At 57.9% G+C, this 21300-nt stretch carries 19 protein-coding genes; 7 read left to right on the top strand and 12 right to left on the bottom strand.

Features of this window, described 5'->3' with window-relative positions; genetic code table 11:
- Window positions 1-86 precede the first annotated feature (86 nt).
- From TG4357_RS18785 to purC, 7 genes are all read right to left on the bottom strand, one after another.
- Entirely contained in the window at window positions 87-2840 is a 2754-nt protein-coding gene (locus tag TG4357_RS18785) for a ribonuclease E/G (protein ID WP_058264485.1), read from the bottom strand.
- Window positions 2841-3468: 628 nt separating this feature from the next.
- Window positions 3469-4140 (bottom strand): HAD family hydrolase, encoded by a 672-nt coding sequence (locus TG4357_RS18780; RefSeq protein WP_058264439.1) that lies wholly within the window; start codon window positions 4138-4140, stop codon window positions 3469-3471.
- A gap of 20 nt (window positions 4141-4160) precedes the next feature.
- Window positions 4161-5495, bottom strand: coding sequence for a sigma-54-dependent transcriptional regulator (locus tag TG4357_RS18775; protein WP_058264438.1), 1335 nt, complete (start codon window positions 5493-5495; stop codon window positions 4161-4163).
- A gap of 6 nt (window positions 5496-5501) precedes the next feature.
- The gene (locus TG4357_RS18770) at window positions 5502-7271 is read right to left on the bottom strand and encodes a sensor histidine kinase (protein ID WP_074646946.1); all 1770 of its coding nucleotides are present in this window, start codon (window positions 7269-7271) and stop codon (window positions 5502-5504) included.
- Between the two features lie 36 nt (window positions 7272-7307).
- On the bottom strand, window positions 7308-7976 hold the full coding sequence (purQ, locus tag TG4357_RS18765) for a phosphoribosylformylglycinamidine synthase subunit PurQ (RefSeq protein ID WP_058264437.1): 669 nt from the start codon (window positions 7974-7976) through the stop codon (window positions 7308-7310).
- 21 nt (window positions 7977-7997) lie between these two features.
- Window positions 7998-8228, bottom strand: a complete 231-nt coding sequence (gene purS / locus TG4357_RS18760; RefSeq protein WP_058264436.1) for a phosphoribosylformylglycinamidine synthase subunit PurS — start codon at window positions 8226-8228, stop codon at window positions 7998-8000.
- 83 nt (window positions 8229-8311) lie between these two features.
- Complete coding sequence (gene purC, locus TG4357_RS18755) at window positions 8312-9073, bottom strand: phosphoribosylaminoimidazolesuccinocarboxamide synthase (protein WP_058264483.1); 762 nt, start codon at window positions 9071-9073, stop codon at window positions 8312-8314.
- 152 nt (window positions 9074-9225) lie between these two features.
- Here purC and TG4357_RS18750 point away from each other — a divergent pair, with 152 nt between their 5' ends.
- A complete protein-coding gene (locus tag TG4357_RS18750) occupies window positions 9226-9543 on the top strand; it encodes a DUF1476 domain-containing protein (protein ID WP_058264435.1) in 318 nt (105 codons plus the stop codon).
- 155 nt (window positions 9544-9698) lie between these two features.
- Window positions 9699-10709, top strand: coding sequence for a betaine--homocysteine S-methyltransferase (gene bmt / locus TG4357_RS18745; protein ID WP_058264434.1), 1011 nt, complete (start codon window positions 9699-9701; stop codon window positions 10707-10709).
- A 146-nt stretch (window positions 10710-10855) separates the two neighbouring features.
- Here bmt and TG4357_RS18740 read toward each other — a convergent pair whose 3' ends face one another.
- A complete protein-coding gene (locus tag TG4357_RS18740) occupies window positions 10856-11953 on the bottom strand; it encodes a PA0069 family radical SAM protein (RefSeq protein WP_175473932.1) in 1098 nt (365 codons plus the stop codon).
- A gap of 189 nt (window positions 11954-12142) precedes the next feature.
- On the opposite strand from TG4357_RS18740, the gene TG4357_RS18735 reads away from it, so the two are divergent.
- Window positions 12143-12844, top strand: a complete 702-nt coding sequence (locus TG4357_RS18735) for a corrinoid protein (RefSeq protein WP_058264433.1) — start codon at window positions 12143-12145, stop codon at window positions 12842-12844.
- A gap of 18 nt (window positions 12845-12862) precedes the next feature.
- Complete coding sequence (locus TG4357_RS18730; RefSeq protein WP_058264432.1) at window positions 12863-13516, top strand: DUF1638 domain-containing protein; 654 nt, start codon at window positions 12863-12865, stop codon at window positions 13514-13516.
- Between the two features lie 67 nt (window positions 13517-13583).
- Here TG4357_RS18730 and TG4357_RS18725 read toward each other — a convergent pair whose 3' ends face one another.
- On the bottom strand, window positions 13584-13994 hold the full coding sequence (locus TG4357_RS18725) for a SufE family protein (protein ID WP_058264431.1): 411 nt from the start codon (window positions 13992-13994) through the stop codon (window positions 13584-13586).
- A gap of 127 nt (window positions 13995-14121) precedes the next feature.
- Here TG4357_RS18725 and TG4357_RS18720 point away from each other — a divergent pair, with 127 nt between their 5' ends.
- Window positions 14122-14619: a hypothetical protein gene (locus TG4357_RS18720; protein ID WP_058264430.1), complete on the top strand. Its 498-nt coding sequence runs from the start codon at window positions 14122-14124 to the stop codon at window positions 14617-14619.
- 25 nt (window positions 14620-14644) lie between these two features.
- Here the strand turns inward: TG4357_RS18720 and rnd are convergent, their stop codons facing one another.
- From rnd to purM, 3 genes are all read right to left on the bottom strand, one after another.
- The gene (gene rnd / locus TG4357_RS18715) at window positions 14645-15802 is read right to left on the bottom strand and encodes a ribonuclease D (protein ID WP_058264429.1); all 1158 of its coding nucleotides are present in this window, start codon (window positions 15800-15802) and stop codon (window positions 14645-14647) included.
- A 109-nt stretch (window positions 15803-15911) separates the two neighbouring features.
- Window positions 15912-16505 (bottom strand): phosphoribosylglycinamide formyltransferase, encoded by a 594-nt coding sequence (purN, locus tag TG4357_RS18710; RefSeq protein ID WP_074646945.1) that lies wholly within the window; start codon window positions 16503-16505, stop codon window positions 15912-15914.
- A complete protein-coding gene (gene purM, locus TG4357_RS18705; protein ID WP_058264428.1) occupies window positions 16502-17551 on the bottom strand; it encodes a phosphoribosylformylglycinamidine cyclo-ligase in 1050 nt (349 codons plus the stop codon). The genes purN and purM overlap by 4 nt, the downstream gene beginning before the upstream one ends.
- Before the next feature lie 678 nt (window positions 17552-18229).
- On the opposite strand from purM, the gene TG4357_RS18700 reads away from it, so the two are divergent.
- Both TG4357_RS18700 and paaA read left to right on the top strand, forming a co-directional pair.
- Window positions 18230-19801, top strand: a complete 1572-nt coding sequence (locus TG4357_RS18700) for a methyl-accepting chemotaxis protein (protein ID WP_233487573.1) — start codon at window positions 18230-18232, stop codon at window positions 19799-19801.
- 499 nt (window positions 19802-20300) lie between these two features.
- Window positions 20301-21293, top strand: coding sequence for a 1,2-phenylacetyl-CoA epoxidase subunit PaaA (gene paaA / locus TG4357_RS18695; protein WP_058264480.1), 993 nt, complete (start codon window positions 20301-20303; stop codon window positions 21291-21293).
- Window positions 21294-21300 lie beyond the last annotated feature (7 nt).

Raw genomic sequence — 21300 nt, 5'->3', positions numbered from 1 at the left:
GGCCAGATTGAAACAAGCCTTTCCACCAGAAAAAACGCCGCACTTTTCACAAAGCGCGGCGTCATTTTTCAAACCATCAAACCGGTTTAGCCCAGCGACCACCAACCGCGTCGCTTCGGCTTCTTGGGGTCTTCGACGGGTTCGGATTCGGCTACTGCGGCTACCGGTTCCGGCGTTGGTTCGGCTTCGGGTTCCGGTTCAGCGGCGGTCTCTTCGACGGCTTCGGGTTCCGCTACCTGATCGGCAACCGTTTCAGAGGCCGGGTCAGCCACTTCGACCGGTTCGGAGGCTTCTGGCTCCGCTTCCGCTTCAACGACTGCGGCAGGTTCGACCGCATCGGCAACAGGTGCAGCATTATCCGCCACGACAGCAGCTTCGGGCGCAGGCTCCGCCTCGGCTTCTGCTGTTGGGGCTTCGGCTGCAGGCGCTTCGGCAATCGATTCCGCCGCGTCGCTCTCGACCACCGCGACCTCATCAGCCTCGTCAGTCTTCTTCTTGCGCGACCGGGTGCGGCGGCGTTTCGGCTTCTTGTCTTCCCCGGCCGGTTCTTCGCTGGCCTCGGTTACCATCTTGGTATCCGCCTTGGTCTCGGTGTCCGCCGCATCCTGCTGCACTTCGGCAGCAGACTCGGCGTCTGCCTCATCCTCGTCCTGACCGTCCTGATCACCCTCGGTGCGGTCGCCGTTGGGCTTCCGCCGCCGACGACGACGGCGGCGCTTCTTGGGCTTGGTCTCCTCGTCATTGGTCTCGACGGTTTCGGAAACCTCTTCGGGATCGGCCTCTGCATCCTCGTCGACCTGATCCATCAGTGACGTGTCCACCGACACCACCGGTGCGGCAACTTCTGCCACCACCCGGGTTGCGGTCTTGAACTTTTCTAGCGTGAAATCGGGGCTGATTAGATGCGGTTCACCTTCGATCCGAACCGACAGGCCATAGCGCGCTTCGATCTGTGCGACATGTTCGCGCTTCTGGTTCATGATGAAATTGGCGATGCCAACCGGACATTTAACCAGAACCTCACGCGACCGGCGGCGCACGCCTTCTTCTTCGATCTGACGCAGGATCGACAGCGACAGGTTGTCATCCGATCGGATCAACCCGGTGCCGTGACAGGACGGACAGGGCTGCGTCGTCGCCTCGATCATGCCGGGGCGCAGACGCTGACGGCTCATTTCCATCAGACCGAAACCAGAAATCCGGCCCACCTGAATGCGGGCACGATCGGATTTCAGCTTGTCCTTCATCCGCTTTTCGACCGAATTGTTATTGCGGCGTTCATCCATGTCGATGAAGTCGATCACGATCAGACCAGCCAAATCGCGCAAACGCAACTGTCGGGCGACCTCTTCGGCTGCTTCCAGATTGGTCTTGAGCGCGGTTTCCTCGATCGAGCCTTCCTTGGTGGCTCGGCCCGAGTTCACGTCGATTGCGACCAAGGCTTCGGTCACGCCGATCACGATATACCCGCCCGACCGCAGCTGCACGACGGGATTGAACATCGAACTGAGATAGCTCTCGACCTGGAACCGCGCGAACAAAGGCATCTGTTCGGCATATTGCTTCACGTTCTTGGCGTGGGACGGCATGATCATTTTCATGAAGTCCTTGGCGATGCGATAGCCGCGCTCACCCTCGACCAGAACCTCGTCGATATCGCGGCTGTAAAGATCGCGGATCGACCGTTTGATCAGATCGCCTTCTTCGTAGATCTTGGCCGGTGCGACGGATTTCAGCGTCAATTCGCGGATCTGTTCCCACAGCCGTTGCAAATATTCGTAGTCACGCTTGATTTCCGACTTGGTTCGTTTGGCCCCGGCGGTGCGCACGATCAAGCCCGCGCCCTTGGGCACGTCCAATTCGTTGGCGATTTCCTTCAGCTTCTTGCGGTCGACGGCATTGGTGATCTTGCGGCTGATCCCGCCACCGCGGGCGGTATTCGGCATCAACACGCAATAACGCCCTGCAAGGCTCAGATAGGTGGTCAGCGCTGCGCCTTTATTGCCGCGTTCTTCCTTGACCACCTGCACCAGAAGAATCTGGCGCACCTTGATGACTTCCTGAATCTTGTAGCGACGCGGACGCGGCTTGCGGCGCGGGCGAATGTCTTCGATGTCGTCTTCTTCGGCGACAGATTCGATACTTTCGTCCTTGGCCGCAGCGTCGAGATCATCGTCGTCGCCATCGTCTTCGTCCGTCGATGCGGTGTCGTCGCCTTTATTGTTCGCAGCATCTTCTTGCGGGGCGGATCCTGCATCGGCATCAACCGCAGCCTCGGGCGCGCCAGATTCGACGCTGACAGCGTCGTCCACCGGTTCCTCGACCGGGGTTTCGGCCACCGTTTCCATCGGCGAGCTGCCTTCGGGCACGTCTTCTTCCTGCAGGTCGATGGTTTCCATACCGGCGATCTCACCGCTATCGGTATCGGTCTTTTCGACCTCTTTCACCGCAGTGGCGTCATTCGACTTGGTCGTCGCGGCCTTGGATTTCGACCGTGACCGGCGCCGCGGCTTTTTTTCGTCCGCTTCGTCTTCGGCCTTTTGGGCCTCAGCATAGGCGCGTTCTTCTTCCATCAACGCTTCGCGGTCAGCGACCGGAATCTGATAGTAATCAGGATGAATTTCCGAAAACGCCAGAAAACCATGACGATTACCGCCATAGTCAACGAAGGCTGCCTGCAACGAAGGTTCGACGCGGGTTACTTTTGCCAGATAGATGTTGCCAGCAAGCTGGCGCTTATTTTCGGATTCAAAATCGAATTCCTCGACCTTATTTCCGTCAACCACAACAACGCGGGTTTCTTCCGCGTGGGTGGCGTCGATGAGCATTTTCTTTGCCATTGTGTCCGTCTGCATCGCGGCAAAGCCTCCTGACCCGGTGGGCGGGGGCGTTGCGGCAAATGTCTGTTAGGGGCGAATGCGGACGCGAGGCAGGTTCGGCTGTTGTCAGCCCCTGCTCTATTACTCGACAGTGTCGCGCGCCTCATCGCGTTTCTTCTCCGACGCATCTGACGGCTATCGCCAATCCCAGAGCGCCCATTCATGGCCGTCAGCACCGTATCGGCAACCAAGCGGCGGTCTCAACGGCCCTGTCACATGAATATGCGATAGGGCCCAATCGGTCTGACCAGGTGTCGGGGTTTTCTATCCGACGACTTCTGGATCAGCGAAACTCATGCGGCGAGCGCATCGCGCCTTTCGCCGTTCTAAGACCATAAGGGGTGCTGGGGATAAATTACAATAAGGAAAATGCAACTTTACATAGGGCAGCGTCCCGCCCGCAGTATGCTGCGCGTTTTGTCGACGCGCCTAAAAAACGTCGCCCGCTGATCATAGCGCTTATTGCATCACAGATGCTTACAACATCAACCATTTGTAAATTATAGGTTTTAATTTTCTTAAGGGTCAATCCCGACTAATCTGACAACGATCTAAAGCAGCGAGAGAAACCACGCTGCGGACAGAAGGTTCAGGCCATGATCGCGGGCGACCTGTTCTGTACCAGAGCCACGGCCCGGGCCAGATCTTCAGCCAACAACTGTCCCAGCTGCGGCAAAGCCTGATCAACCGGACGCAAATCCGGGATCTGCACCGCATGGCATCCGGCGGCCATGGCAGCCATGATACCACGGTCACTGTCTTCAAAGGCGGCGCAGCGTTTCGGATCAAACCCCAAACGCGCCGCAGCTTCGCGATAGGGGGCGGGATCGGGTTTGTTGGCCGAAACCTCATCCCCGCCCAGAACGAATTTGAAATGCCCCAGCAAGCCGGCCTGATGCAAATGATGCCGCGCCCGCGCACCCTTGGTAGATGTGACAACCGCCATCTGCGCACCGGCTGCGGTCAGTTCGGCCAGCGTCGCCCGCACCGTGGCTTTGACCGGGACATTCTGTTGCAGTCGTTGATCGAAATGAGCATTCCACTGCTGCGCAATAAATTCGGCCTGCCCCGCATCGCCAAGAAACGCAGCAAGCATGCGATCTGTCTGCGACACCGACGTCCCCACCAGTGTCAGGAAAAACGTTTTCGCCGCTTCAGCAGCAATCCCAATCGGCGTCAGGCAGTCGACAAAACTTGTCATGGCCAGCCGCTCTGTATCCAAGAGCAGCCCATCCATATCAAAAAGATAGGCAGCAGGCATATTCGGCCTTTTGTCAGAAATTACAGATAGTCGGACCGTTGCAGGCCGTATTTGGCCATTTTTTCATTCAGCGTCCGGCGCGGCAGGCACAATTCATCCATTACGCTGGCGATTGATCCCTTGTGGCGCCGCATCGTGTTATCGATCAGCATCCGCTCGAACGCTTCGACATATTCTTTCAGCGGCTTGCCTTCTGTGGTCATCACCGGCTGCATTTCATCGTGATCAGACATCAGCAGCGATGCGATGGTGCCGCTGCCACGGCGCGATTGCAGCACCGCGCGTTCGGCCAGATTGATCAATTGGCGCACATTGCCGGGCCACGGGGCCTGCAACAGTTGCGCGGCTTCCTGTGCCGACACCTGCGGCGCGTCGCAGCCGTATTCTTCGGCGAATTGTTCGGACAGTCGGGTAAACAGGGTCAGTATATCCTCGCCGCGCTGGCGCAGCGGCGGCAGGGTGATCCGCAATGCGGCCAACCGGTAAAACAGGTCAGACCGCAAAGCGTCTTCGCAAGTACGATCCTGTTCTTGCATGTTGCAGATCGCCACGATCCGAGTTTCTGCCGGGCTGCCTTGATCGTTGATAAAACTCAGCAAACGCGCCTGCAAACTATCCGACAACGCCTCGACGTCCTCCAACACAAGTGTGCCGCCACGCGCCTCTTCCACTGCGGGCAATTGCGTGTCTTCTGGCTGCATCGGTCCAAACAATCGCTTGGCCAGCACCTCTTCGTCCCAGGCGGAACAGGACAACAGCACGAATTTCTTACCCGCCCGTGCCCCAACCGCATGCAGCGCATGGGCCACCAACGTCTTGCCGGTGCCGGTTTCACCATCGATCAACACATGCCCATCGGCCTGCCCCAGATCCAGAATATCTTCCTTCAACCGTTCCATCACCGGCGAGGCACCGATCAGTTTCTTCATCAACTGGCCGCCATCGGACAATTCACGCCGCAGCGCGCGATTGTCTAACGTCAACCGGCGGGCATTGGTGGCCTTCTTGGCCAGTTCGGTCATCCTGTCGGGATTGAACGGCTTTTCCAGAAAATCGAACGCGCCGACGCGCATCGCTTCGACTGCCATCGGCACATCGCCATGCCCGGTAATCATGATCACCGGCAACGCGCTGTCGCTTCCCATCAGTTTTTTCAGGAATTTCATCCCGTCCATGCCAGGCATCTTGATGTCGGTGATTACGATTCCGGGATAATCCGGCCCGATCCCTTTCAGCGCATCTTCGGCGCTGGCAAAAGTTTCGGTGTCATACCCCGACAACGCCAGCCACTGGCTGATCGACTGCCGCATATCCTGCTCGTCATCCACGATGGCGATTTTCATTACTTTCGACATGGGGCTTTACTCCGCCGCTTCGATATCGCTCTCACCAGTTAAGATAGGCAGCTGCATTTCGAATACAGCCCCCCCACCTTCGGCATTACGTGCCATCAGGCGTCCACCTAAGTCCTTGACGATACCAGATGAAATGGCAAGCCCCAGACCGACACCCTCTCCGGGCTTCTTGGTCGTGTAGAACGGTTCGAACAACTCATCGAGTTCTTCAATGCCATGCCCGTTATCGCGCACCGTCAAAGTGACGGTTTCTCCGGCGGCCAGTATGATTTCGATCTCGGGTTCATCGACCGACTGAGTGGCGTCCAGCGCATTGCGCAGAAGGTTCACCATGACCTGTTCGACCCGCACACGATCGCCCATCACCTGCACCGGTTCAGATGGCAGTGCCCGGGTGATCCGCACCTTTCGATCCTTCAGCTGCGGCGCCATCATCGACAGCGCAGAAGCCAACGCTTCGCCCATATCCACAGGGGAAAACGTGTCGCCCCCCTTGCGCGCATAGCTTTTCAATTGCCGGGTGATCGCGCCCATTCGTTCGATCAGATCATCGATCCGCTGGAAGCTCGATAGTGCCTCATCAGGGCGGTTGCGCTTGAGCAACAATCGCGCCCCGGCCAGATAGGTTTTCATCGCCGCCAATGGTTGATTCAATTCGTGACTGACCGCCGCCGACATTTCGCCCAAAGCGGCCAGTTTGGAACTTTGCGCCAGCGTCTGTTCGGCCACGTCGAGCGACTTTTGCACCCGCTCACGTTCGGCGACTTCCCGCTGTAGCCTTGCGTTCAATGCGCGAAGCTCTGCCGATTCCCGCTGGAACAGCATCATCCTCAGCGTCGATTTTCGGCTCATCGCATAGAAGGTCAGCGCCAGCAGCATGGCGAATCCCATGATTTCCAGCGCCAGTACCCCGTTCACCTTATCGCGCACGCTTTCGTATGTGGTGAAGCTGGCAATGCGCCAGCCACGGAACGGAATGCGGCTTTCCATCCGCATGACCGCCTGACCTTGCACATAGGCATCGGCGGGCACCGTGGCCCAGTCGGCGGTGGCCTGAATGGCGCGCTGAATGGCCGATTGAGCCGGTGCCGTGGCCAAGGCTTCGGCCTCGGTCTGACCACGCCAGCGTGGTTCGGTGGCCAGAATGATAACCCCTTCGCTATCACTGACCAGAACCGCATCCGAAATCCCGGCCCAAGCGCGTTCGAATTTCTGCAAATCGACCTCGACCATGATCACGCCCAGCGTCTGACCCTGATCTTCGATCCGCCTTGTATAGCCAAACAGATAGCCGCCCGACTCTTTGCGCAACACGGTAAACAGGGTTTCGCTGGCCCGGATCGCGTTGACAAAATAGGGCTCGGTCCTGTGTTGCGACCCCAATCGGTTTCGGTCGGTCGCCGCCACTGCGCGCCCGTCGCTGTCCAGCAGCATCAAAGAAGCCGCGCCAATTTCTTCGACAAAGGAAATCAACCGCTGGGTCGAATTGGAATAATCCGACGAATTCAGCGCCCCGATCAGCGTCGGATCGCGCGACAACAACTGCGGCACGATGGCGTTTCGGCGCAACTCCGACAACAGATTGCCGCTATACAGCGCCAACCGTAATTCAGCCCGATTGCGGGTATTTTCGGTAAACCGGTCGGTCAGCAGCGCATGGGTGGTCAAGACTGTTGTCACCGCAACAATAAACAGCACCAACAATGCCACTCGTACCCGCCACGATATCGTGCGGGGGCCGCGCAGGGAATTTATTGATCGTGGCAACAGCGACATGCCTCAGATTAGGCCACAGCCGGGCCAAGCCGCAAGTCACGCTGTGGCGAGTTGATCCACCAAGCCGCGGAACATTGCCGATCCGTCGGTGCCGCCGTGGCTTTCATCCACCGCGCGTTCGGGATGCGGCATCATACCAAGCACCCGGCGGTTTTCCGACAGAACCCCGGCGATATCGGCCACCGACCCGTTGGGATTGTCGGTATAAGTGAAGGCGATACGATCCTCGCTCTGCAACCGCGCCAACAAATCGGGCTCTGCATTGTAATTGCCGTCGTGATGGGCGACCGGAACGGTGATTTCCTGTCCTTTGGCATACCCGGTAGTAAAGGCGCTGTCGGCCGTGGCGACCCGCAGCCCCACCTGTTTGCAAATGAATTTCAGGTTTGCATTGCGCATCAAAGCACCCGGCAACAGCCCGGTTTCTGTCAGCACCTGAAATCCATTGCAGATGCCCAGAACATAGCCGCCCTTTTCCGCATGTTTCACCACTGACCGGCAAATCGGCGAATTCGCTGCAATCGCACCACAGCGCAGATAGTCGCCAAAGGAAAATCCGCCTGGAATACCGACGATATCAATATCGTCGGGCAGGTGCGTATCCTTGTGCCAGACCATGGAGACATTTGCCCCGGCGCGTTCAAAGGCGACCGCCAGGTCGCGGTCGCAATTGGATCCGGGGAAAACGATGACGGCAGCTTTCATGGGCTGGGCTCCTGTCTCGGCTCAGTTAAGTTCGATCGTGTAGCTTTCGATCACGGTATTGGCGAGAAGCTTCTCGCACATGTCCTTGACCGTGTCTTCACTGGTACCGTCGGCCAGATCCAGCTCGATCACTTTGCCCTGCCGCACACCTTCGACGCCATCAAATCCAAGCGATCCCAATGCGTGGCGAACCGCTTCGCCCTGCGGATCCAGAACACCGTTTTTCAGCATGACGTGAACGCGAGCTTTCATTTGCGCTTCTCCGGTCTGTGACCGCATTCGATGCGGTCTTGTGTTTACTTAAGCAAATCAGGCCCCGCAGTCCGGACCCGTTTTCAGTTGATCAGGGTGGGTTTGCCCATCGGGGCCGAGGTTTTGGGCATCACGCCCAGACGCTTGGCCACTTCGGTATAAGCATCCGTCAGACTGCCTAGATCGCGGCGGAACACGTCCTTGTCCAGCTTCTGACCGGTTTCAATATCCCACAAACGGCAGCTGTCGGGGCTGATTTCATCAGCCACGATCAGGCGCTGGAAATCGCCTTCATACACCCGGCCGATTTCGATCTTGAAATCCACCAGTTTGATTCCTACCCCATACATCACACCAGACAGGAAATCGTTGACCCGCAGCGCCAAGCTGAGGATATCGTCCATGTCTTGCGGGCTGGCCCAGCCAAAGGCGGCGATATGTTCCTCGGTGACCAGCGGATCGCCCAGCTTGTCGTCCTTGTAGCAATATTCGACGATCGGGCGCGGCAATTGGGTGCCTTCCTCGATTCCCAGACGCTTGGCCATCGACCCGGCGGCGTAATTGCGCACGATCACTTCCAGCGGGACGATTTCGCACGACCGGACCAACTGTTCACGCATGTTCAGCCGTTTCAGGAAATGGTTCGGCACGCCGATATTGGTCAACCCCAGCATGAAATATTCCGACAACAGGTTGTTCAGAACGCCTTTGCCTTCGATAACGGCTTTTTTTTCGGCGTTAAACGCAGTGGCGTCATCTTTGAAATACTGTACGATGGTTCCCGGTTCGGGGCCTTCATAAAGTGTTTTCGCCTTGCCTTCGTAGATTTTCTTGCGCCGTGCCATGGCCACTCCGTCGATCATCCGGGGATGAGTCCCCGGGGGTTGGCGTCGTCTTAGTGCAATGGCGGCATTGTCGCAATAGGTCCCTAACTCTTGCACAGGACCGTGATGACGGGCATATGTGGCTCAACACCAACGTCACCCGAGGATCTAGAATGACCACCTTTGACGATCGCGAATCCGCATTTGAAGCCAAATTCGCCCATGATGAAGAAATGATGTTCAAGGCCGAAGCCCGCGCCAACAAGCTGCTGGGTCTGTGGGCAGCCGAAAAGCAGGGCCTGTCGGGCGACGACGCTGACGCCTATGCCCTGACCGTCATCAAGGCCGATTTCGAAGAAGCCGGCCATGAAGATGTCGTGCGCAAGGTCGCCGGCGACCTGAACGGCAAGGTCGAGGCCGCCGAAATCCGCGCCAAACGGGCCGAAATGCTGGCTCAGGCCAAAGCTGGCCTGATGAAGGAAACCGACTAAGCCGCGCTTCCGGTTTCTGATCCAACAAGAAACGCGGCGCTGAGACGCCGCGTTTTGTCGTTTCCGACCCTGAAATCCCCAGCCTGATCCGTGATGATTGTGCTTGCCCTCTCTGTTCCGGCGCTCTTGGCCCGCCGACTATTCTGGACACTGACATGACCAACGCCCTTTCCCGCCTCCTGCAAACCCGCGACTGGCTGATGGCCGATGGCGCGACCGGCACCAACCTGTTCAATATGGGGCTCAGCTCGGGCGACGCGCCAGAACTGTGGAACGAAGACCACCCCGATCGGATCAAGCAGCTTTACCAATCCGCCGTCGATGCCGGCAGCGACATTTTCCTGACCAATTCCTTTGGCGGTAATGCCGCGCGACTGAAATTGCACGGGGCGGAAAAACGCGCCGGCGAATTGTCACAGATCAGCGCGGAATTGGGCCGCGACGTCGCCGATGCCGCCGGACGCCCCGTCGTGGTGGCCGGATCCGTCGGCCCCACTGGTGAAATATTTGCCCCGATGGGTCCGCTGACCCATACCGTCGCGGTCGAGATCTTCCATCAACAGGCCGAGGGCTTGAAAGCAGGCGGCGCCGACATTTTGTGGCTAGAAACCATTTCGGCCCCCGAAGAATACAAGGCCGCCGCCGAAGCCTTTGCCTTGGCCGACATGCCGTGGTGCGGCACCATGAGCTTCGACACTGCCGGGCGCACCATGATGGGCCTCACCTCGGCCCAGATGGTGGATATGGTGGAAAAACTGCCTAACCCGCCAATCGCCTTTGGTGCCAATTGCGGCGTCGGGGCCTCGGACCTGCTGCGCACCGTGCTGAGTTTCGCCGCTCAGGGAACCGAACGCCCGATCATCGCCAAGGGCAATGCCGGGATCCCGAAATATCACGACGGCCATATCCATTACGACGGCACCCCCGACTTGATGGCCGAATATGCGGTATTGGCCCGCGATGCCGGAGCGACGATCATCGGCGGCTGTTGCGGCACAATGCCGGAACACTTGGCCGCAATGCATGACGCGCTTGTCACTCGCCCGCGCGGCCCGCGTCCGACGCTGGAACAGATCACCACCGCGCTTGGCGGCTTTTCCTCGGCCAGTGACGGCACCGGCACAGACAGCGCCCCGGCCCGCCGCTCCCGTCGTCGTCGCGGCTAACCTGTTGCTATAAAATCATCAACCTGAACAGCTACAGATCAAGAACAATGTAGGCCGGGCTTCAGCCCGGCAATACACGCGCCAAATCAGTGACCAAGTCGGCACAATCTGCCCGCAAACCTGATCCGCAGGGGTCAGTCCTCCGCTCAGAACAGGTCCAACTGATCCCCCACCCGTACCGGCGCCCGGAACAGATCACAGCGCAATTTCGGCTGTGGCCGGTCCAGCCCGTGTCGCTTTGCCGCCAATTCGAACCGCCGCGCGATCATCTCGGCATAAACTCCTTCACCGCGCATCCTGCGGCCCCAGCGCGCATCGTATTCCTTGCCACCATGCATTTCGCGCAGCCGCGCCATCACCCGTCCGGCCCGGTCGGGATAGTGTTCGGTCAGCCAATGCTGGAACAGCGGCGACACTTCGCGTGGCAATCGCAGCATGATCCAACTGGCCGCGCTGGCCCCCGCGTCCTTGCCCGCCGCCAGCAGCGCCTCGATTTCTGTATCGCTCAACCCCGGCACGATGGGCGAGCTCATGATCCGCACCGGCACACCAACCTCCGACAATCGTCGGATCACTGCCAACCGGCGTTTGGGTTGCGGCACTCTTGGCTCCATCCGCCGCGACAGGCCCGGATCCAGCGTTGTCAGCGAAATCCCTACCCGCACCAATCCGTCCCGCGCCATGTCGCTCAGAATATCCAGATCGCGCTCAATCAGCGTGCCCTTGGTCACGATCGCCACCGGATGGCGGAAATCGCGCAGCACCTGCAGACAGGCGCGGGTGATTTCCATTTCCTTCTCGACCGGCTGATAGGGATCGGTATTGGTGCCGATTGCCAGTGGCGCCACCTTGTAACTTCTACGCCGCAATTCGCTGTCCAGAATCTCAGGCGCTTGCGGTCGCGCCACCAGCCGCGTTTCGAAATCCAGCCCAGGCGACAGCCCCAGATAGGCATGGCTGGGCCGCGCGAAACAGTAAATGCAGCCATGCTCGCAACCACGATAAGGATTGATCGACCGGTCAAACGGCAGATCCGGCGATCGGTTATAGCTGATCATGCTGCGCGGCCGCTCGAGGCTCACTTCGGTTTTCAGCTTCGGCAACTCTTCCGCACCGTCCCAGCCATCGGCGAAGAGCGTGCGCTCAAACCGTTCGAACCGGCTGACATCATTGCTCGCCGCCGCGCGTCCGGGGCGGCGCGCGGGCTCAATCGGAATCTTAGCATCGTTTTTGGCATAGGACATGGCCTAAACTAGAACATAACAAGAACTTTCTACAAGCCCCGGTCCCCCGCAGCGGCAAAATCAAACCACAGGTCGGTAGCGAAGCACCGCGTGTCGTAATCCGCCTAGTCAGCCAAAGCGGAATTTCTCAAAGGTGAATTGGTAATCTCCGCTTCGGCCCTTGCCGACCAAGCCCCAGGGAAACGCGCCATGTCCGACCAAGAAGACGATCTCATCCTGTCAGAACTGGATGATGAAGAGCTTGTCCAGCAAATGTTCGATGACCTCTATGACGGCATGAGGGAAGAAATCGAAGAATCGGTGAATATCCTGCTAGAGCGTGGCTGGATCCCTTACGACATCCTGACCAAGGCGCTGGTCGGTGGCATGACCATCGTCGGCCACGATTTCCGCGATGGCATCCTGTTCGTACCCGAAGTGCTGCTGGCGGCCAATGCAATGAAGGGCGGCATGGCGATCCTGAAACCCCTGCTGGCCGAAACCGGCGCGCCACGCATGGGCAAGATGGTGATCGGCACGGTCAAGGGCGACATCCACGATATCGGCAAGAACCTTGTCAGCATGATGATGGAAGGCGCCGGTTTCGAAGTGGTCGATCTTGGCATCAACAACGCGGTCGAAGCCTATCTTGAAGCGCTTGAAACCGAACAGCCCGATATCTTGGGCATGTCAGCGCTGCTGACCACAACGATGCCCTACATGAAGGTGGTGATCGACACGCTGATCGAACAGGGTAAGCGGGACGATTACATCGTGCTGGTCGGTGGCGCGCCGCTGAACGAAGAATTCGGCAAGGCCATCGGTGCCGATGCCTATTGCCGGGATGCCGCGGTGGCAGTGGAAACCGCCAAGGATTTCATTGCCCGCAAACACAACCAGCTCAGCGCCTGATCCCGCCCCGGCCGCGCCATGCAACAGCCCGATGACGACAGCCTGACCGTCTCTGGCCTGCCACCGCAGGGACGCGGTCGGGTATTGCTGATCGCCTGCGGTGCGCTGGCGCGGGAAATCTTGGCGCTGAAGGCGCTCAATGGCTGGGATCATATGGATCTGACCTGCCTACCGGCGATCCTGCACAACCACCCCGAAAAAATCCCCGCCGCTGCCCGAACGGTGATCGAGAAACACCGCGCCAATTATGACCGTCTGTTTCTGGTCTATGCCGATTGCGGTACTGGCGGTTCTTTGCAAAATCTCTGCGCCGAAACCGGCATCGAAATGATTCCCGGACCGCATTGCTACAGCTTCTTCGAAGGCAATGCAGTTTTCGCCACCCGCGCCGAAGACGAAATCACCGCCTTCTACCTGACCGATTTTCTAACCCGGCAATTTGACGCGTTCGTTTGGCAGCCGCTTGGCCTGGACCGCCATCCCGACCTGCGCGAAATATATTTCGGAAATTATACCAAACTGGTCTATTTGGCCCAAACCGACGATCCCGACCTCAGCGCCAAGGCCGCGACCTGCGCTGACCGGCTTGGACTCACCTATGAACGCCGCTTTACTGGCTATGGCGATCTGGCCACCGAACTGACGCGCTTCGACCGCGTCGCTTCAACTTGAAAAATTCCTGCTGGGTGTCAAAAAACAGCGACAGCGAAGACGCACATCCAGACAACCTTGATCCCGATCAGGCCGCAGCGGCCGCGACCGACCGGATCCGTACGATCATCGCCCGGACTCCGTTGGACCGCTGCGCCGATAGATGATCCTGCAACCCCAACCGGCCCAGTTCGGCCTGAGCATCGACCGCTGCGACCTGCGCCACCGGCAACCCGTTATACAGCGCCGCCAAGACTGCGATCAGCCCGCGCACGATCAGCGCGTCACTGTCACCGTCAAAGGAAAACACGTTCCCTTCGATCTTGGGGTGCAGCCAGACTTGGCTGGCGCAACCATCAACCTTGGTTGCGGGCACTTTCAGTGCCTCCTCAAGCGGCTTCATCGCCTTGCCCAGCTCGATCACATGGCGATAGCGATCTTCCCAATCCTCAAGGAACTCGAAATCCTCGACAATCTCTTCAAAGGCTTCAGTGGCCATGATCCTTGGTCCTCTTGCTGCTCACTTCCAGTTAGGCCGGGCGGGATCAAAGGTCCAGACCCGCAAGCGTCTTTTCAAGCCCCGCCGGATAGGGTAACCCGGAGGACAAAGCGAATGAGGCGTGACGATGCAGAAATCCCTTTCGGTCCTTTTGGTTTCAGCGGTCATTCTGACCGGTTGCGGCGAATCCCGTCTCAACCCGAAAAACTGGTTCGGGCGCGGCCGCTCGGTGCCGGTCGCGGAAAGCGCGGGCGACGTTAATCCGCTGATCCCTTCAAAGGGCCGTCTGCAACGGCGCGATCCCGGCTATCAGGGCCGGCTGGTCGGAGAAATCAAATCTCTGGTGATCGAACAAGTCCCCGGCGGTGCCATTGCCCGGGTCACTGGCGTGTCGGATGTGCAAGGCCCCTACGAAGTCAAGCTGATCGCGCTCAATGACGGCAAACCGGTCAACGGTGTGCTCAGCTACGAATTGCGCGCACTAACCGCTAGCCGGATCACCGGCGGCACCGAACGCAGCCGCAGCCTGACCGCTGCTGTCTACGTGACCAATCAGAATCTGTCCGGGGTGCGCGAAATTCGCATCACGGGCGCACGCAACGCCCAATCAAGCCGGCGCCGCTGATCCGCCATTCAACTGAACGCTGGCCTTACAGCTTGACGATCTTGACCGAACTGCCCTTGGCCGCCAGCGCAATTTCGCCATCGCATAAACGCAATGCGTCGTTGCCGAACACTTCGCGGCGCCAACCATTCAGCGCGGGTACATCGCGCAGCCCGGCGGCAATCGCATCCAGATCGGCGGCAGGAGCGATCAGTTTTGACGCTACCCCAGCGCTTTCGGTTTTGGATTTCAACAGCACCCGCAGCAGGTCGGCAAGCGCCGGATTCACCTGCAACTTTTCGCGACTCAAATCGGGTTTGGGATAGTTTTCCGGCGCACAATCAATGCCAGCCTTGACCGCGGCCAGAATACCGTCGGCGATTTCACCCTTGCGGGCGTCCCGCAACAAAAGCCTCGACCGGCCCAGATCCTGCATCGTTACCGGCTTGGTCGACGCCAATTCGACCATCGCATCATCCTTGTAGACCCGGCTGCGCGGAACGTTGCGCGATTGCGCATAATCTTCGCGGAACCGCGCCAGTTCGCGCACCACCGCCAAAAACTTACCGCTTGTCGTGCGGGTCTTTACCCGTTTCCACGCCTCTTCAGGATGCACGATATAGGTTGCCGGATCGGTCAGGATGCGCAGTTCTTCCTGCACCCATTTGTCGCGCCCGGTCTTGTGCAACTCAGCCGCCAGATATTCGTAGATCATTCGCAGATGGGTGACATCAGCCACCGCGTATTTGCTCTGTGCTTCGGTCAGCGGACGCCGCGACCAGTCGGTGAACCGTGATGTCTTGTCCAGACTTTGCTTAGCGATCTTGCGGACCAGCGTTTCATAGCCGACCTGTTCGCCAAAGCCGCAGACCATCGCGGCCACCTGGGTATCGAATAGCGGTTCAGGAAACACGCGATGTTCGATAAAGAAGATTTCCAGATCCTGCCGCGCGGCATGAAACACCTTGACCACCGATGTATCGCGAAACAGATCCATCATCGGTTCAAGCGATATCCCCGTCGCCAGAGGATCGACCAGAACCGCATTTTCATCGGTATCGCCGGGCATCGCCAATTGCACCAAGCACAGCTTGGAATAATAGGTTCGTTCGCGCAGGAATTCGGTATCGACCGTTACGTATTCGTGTTGGCGGGCCTGCTCGCAGAAATGGGCGAGTTCTTCGGTCGTGGTGAGTGTTTTCATCGTCGCGCTATTTTTCGTATTCTTGTTTTGTTGCGTCGCGGTTCTGGACCGGTTGCCTAGACATACGCGATTGCGCAGGGGATGCAAACCATCGCAATCAACCCCGGCCTCAACCCAGAATGATCGGATCGGTACTGCCCCCGGCAAAGCGTTCCAGTACCGCCGGGTATAGTTTATGTTCCTGCACCAAAACGCGCGCCGCCAGAGTATCGGCGGTGTCGCCCGGTTCCACCCTGACCCGCGCCTGGCCCAAAATCGGACCGTCATCCAGTGCGGCCGTGACCAGATGTACCGAACATCCGGCTTCGGTATCGCCTGCGTCCAATGCACGCTGATGGGTATGCAACCCTTTGTATTTCGGCAAAAGCGACGGGTGGATATTCAACATCTTGCCATCCCATTTGCGCACGAAATTTTCGGTCAACACCCGCATGAAGCCCGCCAGACAGACAATATCGGGCTTTGCGGCGTCCAAATGGGCCTGCAATTCAGTCTCGAAGGCTTCGCGGTCGCCCTTGAATGGGCGATGGTCCACGGCAAAGGTGTCGATTCCCATCTCGGCAGCTTTTTTCAGCCCGCCCGCCTGCGGATCGTTCGATCCGACCAAAACAGCCCGCGCCGGATGTTCGCCAACCATGCTTTCGACCAGTTTGATCATGTTCGACCCACCGCCCGAAATCAGAATAGCGACGCGTTTGGTCACAGCAACGCCCCGCTATAACGCACGCCTTCACCTGTCCCGATGGTCCCCAACCGCGCAACGGTTTCGCCCGCATCCTGCAACAGAGCGATCAGGGTTTCGGCTTCATCTGCCGCAACCACGGCAATCATGCCGATACCGCAATTGAAGGTCTTCAGCAGCTCGGCTTCGGCCATGCCGCCGGTCTGCGCCAGCCACTTGAATACAGGGGGCAAATCCCATGCGTTCAGATCAATTTCGGCCCCCACTCCATCGGGCAGAACCCGCGGCAGGTTTTCGGTCAGCCCGCCGCCGGTGATATGGGCTAGCGCGTGAACGCCGCCTGCGCGGATCGCCGACAACACCTGCGTCACATAGAGCCGGGTCGGTGCCAGCAGCGCTTCGCCCAACGTCTGATCGCCGTCCCACGGACAGGCCGCATCCCATCCCAGACCAGACAGATCGACCAGTTTGCGCACCAGAGAATAGCCGTTCGAATGCACCCCGTTCGATCCCAGCCCAAGCAGCACATCACCCGGCTTCACATCCAAAGGCAAATCCGCCCCGCGTTCCATCGCGCCAACCGCAAATCCGGCAAGATCGAAATCGCCATCATGGTACATGCCCGGCATTTCGGCGGTTTCGCCACCGATCAGCGCGCAGCCCGATTGCGCACAGCCCTCGGCAATGCCTTCGATGATCCGTGCAGCACTGTCCAGTTCCAACTTGCCGGTGGCAAAATAGTCCAGAAAGAAAAGAGGCTCAGCCCCCTGACAAACCAGATCGTTGACGCACATCGCCACCAGATCAATGCCGATGGTGTCTACATTGCCGGTGTCGATAGCGATCCGCAGCTTGGTACCGACCCCGTCCGTGGCCGCAACCAGGATCGGGTCGTTATACCCTGCCCCTTTCAGATCGAACAGCGCACCGAACCCGCCCAAGCCGGCCATGACGCCCGACCGCGCCGTGCGCTTGGCCGCGGGTTTGATCCGCTCGACCAATTCGTTTCCTGCATCGATATCAACGCCCGCATCCGCGTAGGTCAGGCCGTTCTTACCTTGGCTCATAAGACTATCCCCGGTGAAATTTCGCCCCCGATAGACCATCGGCTTGGCTAAGTCCACGCCCGGACCGTATCCGGTGCAGATTGACCGCGATTTTCTTGTCGACGCGTCGCCGTTCCATCCCGAAACGGGATTAATAGATATATTTAAAATTTATCTTTCAGCCAGGCGCATCTCTTTCGTCGGTATTCTTCAGCCAGGCGCATCTCTTTCGTCGGTATTAAAGAGTATCATTCGTCGGTATGACTTATGGGTCGTATTGCCGTTTCCAGCGGCTCTCGCTGTACCCATGCGACAAGCAAGTTGTGCCAATCGCTTCTAAAAGCTAACTTTTCAATGTGCATTTTCATATCAATCCGAAATTGTCACAATTTTTTCCTCAAAGGCAAACCAATGCTGCTTTTCGCATACAACCTGAGTGCGACATATTGGACGGTAAAAACGCCTGTCAGGATGTCGTTCGGGGTTTTATGGTCGCATGTTTTTTGCAGTCCATAATTGAGACAATTCAAGAGTGATCATCAAATGCCAGAGAAAATACCTCACATTCACGAAGCGAGTCAGGACAGCAGCACCTTATCGAAGCAAACTGCTTATACTGCTTATCAGTATCTCAGCTGCCCGATTATGGTGTGTGATCAGGATTTGGTGATCCGCTTCGTTAATAGTGTCGGTTATGACATGTTTGAAAGGCTCGAAGCAGATATCCAGACAGACCTGCCTCATTTCCAAGCCCGCGACATCGTGGGCCAGTCTATCGACGTTTTTCATAAAAATCCTGCCTATCAGCGCGACCTGATCGCCCGACTAACCAAACAGCATGAAGCCAAATTCAAGATCGGAACCACCTATTTGGGCTTTCACGCTTCGCCAAATTTTAACGACGATGGCACGTTGGATGCTATCGTGGTTGAATGGCAGGACCGCACCAGCGAATTGAAGGCAAAAGATGATCTGGAACGGTTCCTATCTGAAACCAAGGCGATGGGGAACGCGCATGAAGCGGGTTCCATCAGCACCTTCGTCGATGCAGGCCAGTTCCCCGCCGAACTGCAGGACGTGGCCAAAGCGGTCAATAGTATGGTAAATGGCCACATCCATGTACAAGATCGGTTGATCGCCGCGGTTCAGGCCTTTGCCAAGGGCGATTTCAATTTTGAATTGGAACGCTTCCCCGGCGAAAAGGCACATGTCAACGACAGCGTCGACCTAGTCCGCAGTGCCTTCCGCAAAATGAATGATGAAATCCTTCGGGCTTCGCAGGCAATCCAGCAGGGCGATCTGTCGTTGACCATTAACGTCGAAGATTTCGAAGGCGACTACCGCAATGTCATGTCTTCGTTCGACCAGACATTCGGTGAATTGGGCAATCTGGTAAATAGTCTGAAGACCCAGATCAACGAAATCACCAAAGCGGCGGAACTGGTATCTTCGACCTCGTCAACCTTGTCGAGCGGAGCGCAGCAAACGTCTTCTGCGATTGATCAGATCTCGTCCAGCTTCGATGAAACCGAAAGCATGGTCCGCGCCACGTCCAGCGCCGCCAACAGCGCGATCACGGTTGCCACAACCGCGAATGAAACCGCTTCGGACGGGCGCGATACCATGGCTCGGATGAAACAGGCGATGGAAGGGATCGACACCACCTCCCGTTCAATCAGTTCGATCAACAAGGTGATCGACGAAATCGCCTTCCAAACCAACCTGCTGGCGCTGAACGCTGCGGTCGAGGCAGCACGCGCGGGGCAACATGGTCGCGGCTTTGCCGTCGTCGCGCAGGAAGTGCGCAACCTGGCCCAACGTTCGGCGAAGGCGGCGCGTGAAACCACTGATCTGATCGACAAATCGACCCAGGCCATCACCGAAGGCGTCGCCATTACCGATACCATGGACACCGCATTCAAGGAACTGTCTGAAGCTTTCGGCAATGTGCAGACCTTGGTGAGCGAAATCAACCAGGCCACCCAGGAACAGACCAGCGCGATTGCGCATATCAATCTGGCGGTGGGTGAAATTTCGACCAGTGCGGCGAGTACCGACACCGAATCCACATCCTTGGCAGCAAGCGCGGAAGAACTGTCTTCCAGTGCCAATCACATGCTCAGTCAGTTGGCCCGTTTCAAGTTGCGCGCGACAGGTACGTCGAACCTGCGCGGCATGCCTGATCTCGACAACCTGCCGCCCGAGATTGCTGCAAAGTTCAAAGCCTATTTGGCACAACATCCGGCTGCGAATAAAATCGCAGCCGAATAGCGGATGGGCGGGCTTTCCCATCGGCAAAGGCGGCCCCGCGGGGCCGCCTTTTTTTATTTGCGAGTCAAGTTGAACGGGAATTGAAGGCAGGACGACAACAGGATCGGTGAAAGGGTAGTTCCGAATTTGCTGCCGGGAAGGAAGGTTTTTCACCCCTCACGCCTTTGAATGCGTCATCTCCTGCGCCGGACGGGATCGTACCACCGCCATCCCCGGCACAAGGCCCTTGGATATTCGTCAAGCCAACCCCTTTTATGTTACATAATTATTCACATGCAATTATTTGCGTAACATTAAGCTTGCCTCGAATCGACACACAAGGTATCCCGACTAAGCGGTCGGCTTTGCTGGGCAAGTCGGACGGATGAAAAACTCGAATGCACCGGACGCCGCCTCAGTAGCGAAAGCCGACAAACAGGACGGCGCAGGCATTGCGCATCACAATATTCGGGCAGCGGATCAAATCCACCGCTGCATCATAAAAACGGGAGGTCCCGCGATGTACGCACAGATGATTAAATCGACCGGTGAAGGGGTGAAATCTCGGGATGAAATGAGCCCCGAGGAAGCCGCATTTCAGGAAAAGGTCGATGCCGATATCAAGATCGAACCGCGCGACTGGATGCCCGAAGGGTATCGCAAGACGCTGATCCGTCAGATCGGTCAGCACGCCCATTCCGAAATCGTCGGTCAGCTGCCCGAAGGCAATTGGATCACCCGCGCCCCCACTCTGGAACGCAAGATGATCCTGCTAGCCAAGGTGCAGGACGAGGCCGGTCATGGCCTGTACCTCTATTCGGCCGCCGAAACACTGGGCGTCACCCGCGACGAACTGACCGAAGCGTTGTTGACCGGCAAGATGAAATACAGTTCGATCTTCAACTACCCGACGCTGAACTGGGCCGATATTGGCGCGGTTGGCTGGTTGGTCGATGGTGCGGCGATCATGAATCAGGTTCCGTTGCAGCGGACCTCCTATGGTCCCTACAGCCGCGCGATGATCCGCATCTGCAAGGAAGAGAGCTTCCACCAGCGGCAGGGTTACGACATCATGATGAAGATGGCGCAGGGCACACCGGAACAGAAGAAAATGGCGCAGGATGCGCTCAATCGGTATTGGTATCCATCGCTGATGATGTTCGGACCTTCGGATGCCGAAAGCGTCCATTCGGCCCAGTCAATGGCGTGGAAAATCAAGGTCAACACCAATGACGAGCTGCGGCAGAAATTCGTCGACCAGACGGTGCCGCAGGCCGAATATCTGGGCCTGACCGTTCCCGATGAGAACCTCAAATGGAACGAGGAAAAAGGCGGCCACGATTTCAGCGAACCAGATTGGACCGAATTTTTCGATGTGCTGAAGGGCAATGGCCCCTGCAACACGGACCGTCTGAACGCCCGGGTGAAAGCTTGGGAAGACGGTGAATGGGTGCGCGACGGGCTGTTGGCCCATGCTGAAAAGAAAGCCGCACGCAAAGTCGCTGCGGAATAAGGGTAGG

Origin of the sequence: Thalassovita gelatinovora, assembly GCF_001458355.1 — a bacterium.
GTDB classification, from domain to species: domain Bacteria; phylum Pseudomonadota; class Alphaproteobacteria; order Rhodobacterales; family Rhodobacteraceae; genus Thalassobius; species Thalassobius gelatinovorus.
This window is presented reverse-complemented; position numbering and strand designations above follow the sequence as displayed.

Coding starts and splice junctions, on each gene's coding strand:
- TG4357_RS18735 (WP_058264433.1), top strand. CDS start 12,143: ATGTCCGACCAAGAAGACGATCTCATCCTGTCAGAACTGGATGATGAA.
- TG4357_RS18725 (WP_058264431.1), bottom strand. CDS start 13,994: ATGGCCACTGAAGCCTTTGAAGAGATTGTCGAGGATTTCGAGTTCCTT.
- TG4357_RS18775 (WP_058264438.1), bottom strand. CDS start 5,495: ATGTCGAAAGTAATGAAAATCGCCATCGTGGATGACGAGCAGGATATG.
- TG4357_RS18740 (WP_175473932.1), bottom strand. CDS start 11,953: ATGTCCTATGCCAAAAACGATGCTAAGATTCCGATTGAGCCCGCGCGC.
- TG4357_RS18700 (WP_233487573.1), top strand. CDS start 18,230: ATGTTTGAAAGGCTCGAAGCAGATATCCAGACAGACCTGCCTCATTTC.
- TG4357_RS18785 (WP_058264485.1), bottom strand. CDS start 2,840: ATGGCAAAGAAAATGCTCATCGACGCCACCCACGCGGAAGAAACCCGC.
- paaA (WP_058264480.1), top strand. CDS start 20,301: ATGTACGCACAGATGATTAAATCGACCGGTGAAGGGGTGAAATCTCGG.
- bmt (WP_058264434.1), top strand. CDS start 9,699: ATGACCAACGCCCTTTCCCGCCTCCTGCAAACCCGCGACTGGCTGATG.
- TG4357_RS18780 (WP_058264439.1), bottom strand. CDS start 4,140: ATGCCTGCTGCCTATCTTTTTGATATGGATGGGCTGCTCTTGGATACA.
- rnd (WP_058264429.1), bottom strand. CDS start 15,802: ATGAAAACACTCACCACGACCGAAGAACTCGCCCATTTCTGCGAGCAG.
- TG4357_RS18730 (WP_058264432.1), top strand. CDS start 12,863: ATGCAACAGCCCGATGACGACAGCCTGACCGTCTCTGGCCTGCCACCG.
- purM (WP_058264428.1), bottom strand. CDS start 17,551: ATGAGCCAAGGTAAGAACGGCCTGACCTACGCGGATGCGGGCGTTGAT.
- TG4357_RS18750 (WP_058264435.1), top strand. CDS start 9,226: ATGACCACCTTTGACGATCGCGAATCCGCATTTGAAGCCAAATTCGCC.
- TG4357_RS18720 (WP_058264430.1), top strand. CDS start 14,122: ATGCAGAAATCCCTTTCGGTCCTTTTGGTTTCAGCGGTCATTCTGACC.
- purS (WP_058264436.1), bottom strand. CDS start 8,228: ATGAAAGCTCGCGTTCACGTCATGCTGAAAAACGGTGTTCTGGATCCG.
- purQ (WP_058264437.1), bottom strand. CDS start 7,976: ATGAAAGCTGCCGTCATCGTTTTCCCCGGATCCAATTGCGACCGCGAC.
- purC (WP_058264483.1), bottom strand. CDS start 9,073: ATGGCACGGCGCAAGAAAATCTACGAAGGCAAGGCGAAAACACTTTAT.
- TG4357_RS18770 (WP_074646946.1), bottom strand. CDS start 7,271: ATGTCGCTGTTGCCACGATCAATAAATTCCCTGCGCGGCCCCCGCACG.